The organism is Neisseria sp. P0001.S005 (genome assembly GCF_051963715.1).
On the sequence record NZ_JBQCTZ010000184.1, the window covers coordinates 1 to 6,712 of the forward strand.

9 protein-coding genes and 1 tRNA gene are annotated in these 6,712 nt (G+C 45.6%); 3 read left to right on the forward strand and 7 right to left on the reverse strand.

Translation table 11 applies throughout. The annotated features are described in order from the left end of the window. Nucleotides 1-175: 175 nt before the first annotated feature. Entirely contained in the window at nucleotides 176-448 is a 273-nt protein-coding gene (locus ACTHSP_RS16210; RefSeq protein WP_003686206.1) for a hypothetical protein, read from the reverse strand. 207 nt (nucleotides 449-655) lie between these two features. Here ACTHSP_RS16210 and ACTHSP_RS16215 point away from each other — a divergent pair, with 207 nt between their 5' ends. Continuing rightward, on the forward strand, nucleotides 656-1,039 hold the full coding sequence (locus tag ACTHSP_RS16215) for a YkvA family protein (RefSeq protein ID WP_049351603.1): 384 nt from the start codon (nucleotides 656-658) through the stop codon (nucleotides 1,037-1,039). Nucleotides 1,040-1,123: 84 nt separating this feature from the next. Here the strand turns inward: ACTHSP_RS16215 and ACTHSP_RS16220 are convergent, their stop codons facing one another. The 4 genes from ACTHSP_RS16220 to dapF form a co-directional block, all read right to left on the reverse strand. Beyond that, entirely contained in the window at nucleotides 1,124-1,624 is a 501-nt protein-coding gene (locus tag ACTHSP_RS16220) for a membrane lipoprotein lipid attachment site-containing protein (RefSeq protein ID WP_371464839.1), read from the reverse strand. A 154-nt stretch (nucleotides 1,625-1,778) separates the two neighbouring features. Then, nucleotides 1,779-2,711 (reverse strand): cysteine synthase A, encoded by a 933-nt coding sequence (cysK, locus tag ACTHSP_RS16225; protein ID WP_152333334.1) that lies wholly within the window; start codon nucleotides 2,709-2,711, stop codon nucleotides 1,779-1,781. Nucleotides 2,712-2,816: 105 nt separating this feature from the next. Further along, complete coding sequence (locus ACTHSP_RS16230) at nucleotides 2,817-3,419, reverse strand: hypothetical protein (RefSeq protein WP_049351601.1); 603 nt, start codon at nucleotides 3,417-3,419, stop codon at nucleotides 2,817-2,819. Then, nucleotides 3,416-4,267: a diaminopimelate epimerase gene (gene dapF, locus ACTHSP_RS16235; protein ID WP_049351600.1), complete on the reverse strand. Its 852-nt coding sequence runs from the start codon at nucleotides 4,265-4,267 to the stop codon at nucleotides 3,416-3,418. The genes ACTHSP_RS16230 and dapF overlap by 4 nt, the downstream gene beginning before the upstream one ends. A 180-nt stretch (nucleotides 4,268-4,447) precedes the next feature. Between dapF and ACTHSP_RS16240 the strand changes: the two genes are divergently transcribed. Then, entirely contained in the window at nucleotides 4,448-4,939 is a 492-nt protein-coding gene (locus ACTHSP_RS16240; RefSeq protein WP_049351599.1) for a hypothetical protein, read from the forward strand. 139 nt (nucleotides 4,940-5,078) lie between these two features. Next, nucleotides 5,079-5,154 (forward strand) — tRNA-Asn (locus tag ACTHSP_RS16245). A 424-nt stretch (nucleotides 5,155-5,578) separates the two neighbouring features. Here ACTHSP_RS16245 and ACTHSP_RS16250 read toward each other — a convergent pair. Next, the gene (locus tag ACTHSP_RS16250; RefSeq protein ID WP_440346452.1) at nucleotides 5,579-6,145 is read right to left on the reverse strand and encodes a hypothetical protein; all 567 of its coding nucleotides are present in this window, start codon (nucleotides 6,143-6,145) and stop codon (nucleotides 5,579-5,581) included. A 258-nt stretch (nucleotides 6,146-6,403) separates the two neighbouring features. After that, nucleotides 6,404-6,712: YbaB/EbfC family nucleoid-associated protein (locus tag ACTHSP_RS16255; RefSeq protein WP_440346453.1), on the reverse strand; the 309-nt coding region annotated here is incomplete at its 5' end.

Sequence of the window (6,712 nt, forward strand, 5' to 3'; positions counted from 1 at the left end):
GAAAAGATATAGTGGATTAACTTTAAACCAGTACGGCGTTGCCTCGCCTTAGCTCAAAGAGAACGATTCTCTAAGGTTCTGAAGCACCAAGTGAATCGGTTCCGTACTATCTGTACTGTCTGCGGCTTCGTCGCCTTGTCCTGATTTAAATTTAATCCACTATATAAAGTTTCTATCAATCCATATCATTTGAGTTTTCATCTTCATAATATGGATGATCGAACAGCTCTCCTTCCCAGATACATTCATCCGTTATACCTTGGGATTCCATGAAAGGAACATAAGAATAAAAATCTTTTTCATATTCTCCATAAAATATATTCACTCCTTTGAGCCATACTGCATCGCATTCATCACACAGAATAATTTCATCATGAAGATATTTAGGTTTTGAATGGTAGAGATAGCCTTGTTGACAAGCGGGACATATTTTTATTCTCTTATTCATGATTACTCCATATAATCGATTTATTTTTGTGGGTAAGCAGTAGTGATTTGATTGCTGCGGCATAAGCCATTCTTAACTTATTACCATTGCATTATCATCACTACTCTTACATAGTTATACATTCAAAGACATTTCATCCATCTCTAGATGGACTAAAATACAGCACAACACCAACAATGTTTCCATACCTTATAAGGAAGCTGCATCATGACACATTCCCCTCATCAAAACACACCCGATCCGGAAGACTATATCCCCTCCTTCCGCCGTCGAAACTTGGACACATCCGGCTTTATGAAAAAACTCGGACGCTTTGCCGGCCGCCTGGGCAAACCTGTCGTCCGACAGCTTTATGCACTTTATTACCTTTGGGAATCCGAACACACGCCCAACCGGGCCAAAATGATTATTGTCGGTGCACTGGTTTATTTTCTCAGCCCCATCGACAGCATTCCCGACCTGCTGATTCCATTTGGTTTCAGTGATGACATTGCCGTCATTGCATTGGTTTATTCTCAGATGAAAAACTATCTGACCAAAGATATTCAAGAAAAAGCCCGTCAAGCGGCTGACAAGCTGTTTGGTTCTTAATTGGATACAATTCGACTACACATATATAAATATGAGAAGAAGGCCGTCTGAATATTCAGACGGCCTTCTCGGTTTATGACTTTTTTATTTCAAAGGCTGCATACCCATAACTTCCATCAGGAAGTTGGTAAACGCAGGATTGCTTGGCTTGGTATCCATGTTTTTCCAACGTTGCTGCCAACCACGCAAAGCACCTTGAATGTACTGTTTGGATTGCTCGGTAGTAATTTCACCACGTTGGCTGTCAACGGCAGAACGCAGATAAACTTCGTACATACTGTCATCGACGGAGTTGCGTCCCACTTGTTGGATACGGAAGCGGTTCAAATATTGGGCAGCCTGAACTTTGGTCAGACTACCTTGGCTCACTTGGGTACTCAAGCGACGTGCTTCATCATGAATCTTGGAAACATCTGCCCAATGCGAAGGAGCCAAATGATAACTGGTAGCTGAAACTTGTGAATCAGCCTTAGGTTTCTTGACGTTGGTTGGTCGAACTGGCACTTCTTTCAATGTTGGAACATAAATCGATTCACAACCGGCAAGTACCGCCACAGCAAGGATAGGAAGAATATATTTTTTCATAATGCGCATTATAAGCATGATTCGTTGAAGAAACCAACTTTTGAATAACGGTATTCAAAGCTCATTAACTGAATTACAACAGATTTCATACTATATCTCAAGCCCATACGTAAAAAAGGCCGTCTGAAAACGGCCCTTTAACAACAATCCTATATTATGCCAAATCGGCAAACAGAGGCGTAGAAAGATAGCGTTCGCCATACGACGGCAACAAGACAACAATCAGCTTGCCTTCGTTTTCAGGTTTTTTAGCCAGTTGCAATGCGCTCCATACTGCGGCACCGGAAGAAATACCTACCAGAATGCCCTCTTTCTCAGCCATAGCGCGCGCAGTTTCAAACGCTGCTTCGTTAGGTGCTTTGACAATGCTGTCGTAAATAGTCGTATTCAAAACGCTGGGGATAAAGCCTGCGCCCAAACCTTGAATCGGATGCGGGCCTTTTTCGCCACCACTCAATACCGGGGAAGCTTCAGGCTCGACAGCCACGATTTGAACTTCGGGTTTGTGTTTTTTCAATACTTCGCCCACGCCGGTAATCGTGCCGCCAGTACCCACACCGGCCACGAAAATATCAACTTGGCCGTCTGTATCACGCCAAATTTCTTCGGCAGTAGTTTTGCGGTGAACTTCAGGATTAGCCTCGTTATCAAATTGGCGCGGCATAAAGTAAGTATCTGGATGTTCGTCCACCAAAGACTGGGCTTTAGCGATAGCGCCTGCCATACCTTCGGCAGCCGGTGTCAAAATCAGCTCTGCACCGAATGCACGCAGCAGCATTTTGCGTTCTTTACTCATGCTTTCAGGCATAGTAATCGCCAATTTATAACCGCGGGCCGCACATACCATTGCCAAACCGATACCGGTATTGCCACTGGTCGCCTCAACGATAACGGTATCTTTATTGATTTTACCGGCTTGCTCCGCCGCTTCAATCATGGCTTCGGCAATACGGTCTTTCACGCTGCTGCCCGGATTGAAAAATTCAAGTTTAACGGCGATTTGCGCTTTCAAACCCTCGGTCAGACGGTTCAATTTCACCAAAGGGGTGTTGCCGATCAGCTCGGTAATATTATTTGCAATTTTCATTTCCTGCTCCAGATTTAGATGTGATATAGCCTGCATATTAAACTCAGGCCGTCTGAAAAACCAATATCGAAAATTTCTTTCATTATAACTTTTAGTTTGGATAAATTAATATCCGCCCCGTTCAAAAATCAAAGCCATGGCAACCACAGCCTGCATGATAACCGCAACCAGCCAACCCATTTGCAGCTGAGTCGTACTAAACAAAGCCGCCGACTGCTTGCACACGACCACGCGGTGCAGATAAAACACCAGCATCAACACGCCCTGCAAAACAAACCAATAAATCGGTTTCAAGGCATAAATTTTCAACAAGGCCGCCCATGCAAAAACCGCACCTGCCAATGGCAAGATGAAATAAACCACGCCTGCCAAGAAAACAAAAGCCAAAGTCATGACGACATTGGAAACCGCAAATAAGGTCAAACCGGCATATTCGCCTGCCGACCAAAACTTTTTGTCTTCCGTTTTACTGCAGTCATCAATAAAGAAGAAAATACTGGAGATTGTCAGATAAAAATGAGGGATGAACAAAGGGCCTGTATGCGTAAAGCCCCACATTCCGGGCAGCAAGCGCGCGCCCAGTGCCGAAATCCCCAGCCACAACAACACCGCAGCCCAAAGCCATTGAAACCGCTGCGCGCGAAAAATAAATGCCAACGATACCACAGCATACGCGATGGCAAACCAAAAATCCAAAGAAACCATCATGAATACTGCAACTCGCCTTCAAAAACGGTTTCAGCAGGGCCGGTCATTTGCACATCGCCACCTTCTTCCCAACTGATAAACAATTCGCCGCCAGGCAGAGTAACACGCACAGGCGCACCCTCTTTCAGCAAGCCATTGCGCACGCCGGCCACCACGGCCGCACACGCTCCAGTGCCGCAAGCCTGAGTTTCCCCCACTCCCCGTTCAAACACGCGCAGGCGGACTGACAATTCATCTTCAACCTGCACAAAACCGACATTGACTCGTTCAGGGAACTGCTCGTGCGATTCAATAGCGCCGCCCCAATGCTCTACCGGTGCAGTCTCAACATCATCCACCAAAATCACCGCATGCGGATTACCCATATTCACGCAGCTTACCGGTACAGATTCCAAACCGACCAAGACAATATGTGTCAAGGCATCTTTATTTTCACCATGTGCAGGCACAAACGGAATTTCAGACGGCATGAAACGCGGTTTACCCATATTGACGGTAACCAAACCGTTATCCAACAGCTTCGGCACAATAATCCCTTTTGCCGTTTCGACCAAGATTTCCGTTTTATCCGTCAAACCCTTATCCGCGACAAAACGCGCAAAACAACGCGCACCATTGCCGCACTGCTCTACTTCCCGACCATCGGCATTGAAAATGCGGTACCGAAAATCGACCGCATCAGAAGAAGGCTTCTCCACTACCAAAAACTGATCAAAACCCACGCCGCGATAACGGTCCGCCCATTGGGCAAGCGGCGCAGCCAACGGATCAAAGTCCTGATTGATGGCATTGACCACCATAAAATCATTGCCCAAGCCGTGCATCTTCGTAAATTTCAAAGTTTTCATTATTCATTCACATTCTTATTAAATCATTATTTCGGCACATTCTACACCAGAATGATATATTCGTTTCTATCTTGTTTTTCAGACGGCATTGCGCCCTTTTACCAATACTAACACCAGCCACACCGCAAAAATACTATACTTCCCACATTACAAACATTTCTTATTACAAGGATACACATTATGAAAAAAGTTCTCTTACCTGCCCTTTTGGCTGCTTCACTCAGCGCATGTACAGTCGGCACGCCCGGCGTTTCCGTCGGCTTAGGCGTCGGCACCAGCATCGGCCGCCACGTCGGCTTGGGCACATCCATCAACATCCCTGTCGGCTTGGACAAAACCAAAACCACCAAAGATACGGATTCGGACAGCATCCGCATCACAGAAGAACAAATCGTGACCTATTTTGATGCGCACGGCACACCCAGCAACAGCGCAGTCAAAGGCGGCTTCCATCGCCAACTGATCAGCAAACGCAACAATGAATACGTTGTCCAAGACTTTTACAGCGACAACAGCCAAAAACGCACAGACCCCTACATCCTCAGCCGCAACCAACTGATGCAGTTCCGCGCCACGCCAAGCAACGGCTCATTAACCACTTACGCCTACAACGGTACGGTAATGCAGCAGCAAGTGTTCCAAAATGGCAAATTGGTTAACGCCAAATACTAAAGGCCGTCTGAAACGGCTGGAAAGCATGTGAAACTTGATTACAAAATGTTTTTAACATTCAAACATTTGAAATATTTTGCACCATTTTCTTAAAAATATTGATTGACACATTTTTTCCAGCCATTATAATACGCCCCATTCCCCGATAGCTCAGTCGGTAGAGCGACGGACTGTTAATCCGCAGGTCCCTGGTTCGAGCCCAGGTCGGGGAGCCAAATTTAAAAAGCCTGAACTTCTGTTCAGGCTTTTTTACATCAATAAGGAACGATTGTTCTTTCCCAAAGAAAGCCCTGCATCCTCATGAGACCTTTGCAAAGGCCTCTATCTGCCAAACTGGCACGCCTTGCGCCCTACCCGCTTCGTTTGGCGAACAGGCGCAAACAGCCCGAAACCTTTTGTCAATCAGGTTTTGGGCTGTTTTGCTTTTGAATAAGCGGTATAGTGGATTAAATTTAAATCAGGACAAGGCGACGAAGCCGCAGACAGTACAGATAGTACAGATAGTACGGAACCGATTCACTTGGTGCTTCAGCACCTTAGAGAATCGTTCTCTTTGAGCTAAGGCGAGGCAACGCCGTACTGGTTTAAAGTTAATCCACTATATCTTTTCAGACGACCTTGTCCATCAAACTTGACACATCATTTCACACACGGATTGTCTAAAACGACCGAGACATTGCGTTCGGCTTTGTTCATATAAGTCATGTGGACTTTCTTGCCTTTGAACTCTGCTTCGACGACGGATTCCAACGAGGCAACATCTTGAGAGAAGCTGAATTTTTTATCGTTTGCAGCAATGAATTTGACGGGTTTGTCGCGGAACAGCGAGTAGAACGACACACCTTTATTATCTGCGGTCACGGCGCATTGCGTTTTGCTGTCGGTGGCGATGACGGAGGAAAGTGTATGGGGCTTGTGTGTACGGTCGGCGAAAGTAGTGTAGGAATCATACGACCCAAAGCTGGTTCTTAATGCGAAGGTATTGCCAAGCCATTCATAGCTTGTCCTATCTTCGGGAAGATTTTTTTCGATGGCTTTTTTGCCTGCAAAGAAAGAGCATTCCTGGGTTTTGTGTTTGCAGACTTTTCTAACGCTGAACTGCTTGTCCGGAGAAGTAATGATGGTTGCGGCGGCAAAGCTGTTTGTGCTTGTTGCGGTGAATATACAACTTAAAAGAAGTGAGCGGATAGAAAGGGACGGTTTCATTTTGTTTGGTGTATCGGTTGGTTTTTATAGTGGATTAACTTTAAACCAGTACGGCAAGGCGAGGCAACGCCGTACTGGTTTAAAGTTAATCCACTATAATATTGGTTGAGCGGATTTGAATACAATAAACACTCAATATGCCTGCGGCGGAATAACTGCCGATATGTTGATTTCAATCTGCAAAACAGATAATACGAAGGCCGTCTGAAACTGATTTTTGGTGTTTCAGACGACCTTTGTTTGCTTTACGGCGCGAGTTTAGCGGAAGAAGTCGCCCATACCAGCAGGCAAGCCTTGGGTGAATGCACCCATGGTTTTATTGGTCGTTTCTTCGGCTTTTTCAGAAGCGGCATTGATAGCAGCCAATACCAAATCTTCCAACATTTCTTTGTCGTCAGCGGCCTCTTGAATCAAATCAGGGCTGATTTCAAGTTTGCGGACAACGTGCGAACACGTCATCACAACTTTCACCAAACCATTGCCTGCTTCGCCTTCAACTTCGGTTTCAGCCAGCTTGGCTTGTGCCTTTTTCATGTTTTCCTGCATTTGTTGAGCCTGTTTCATCAG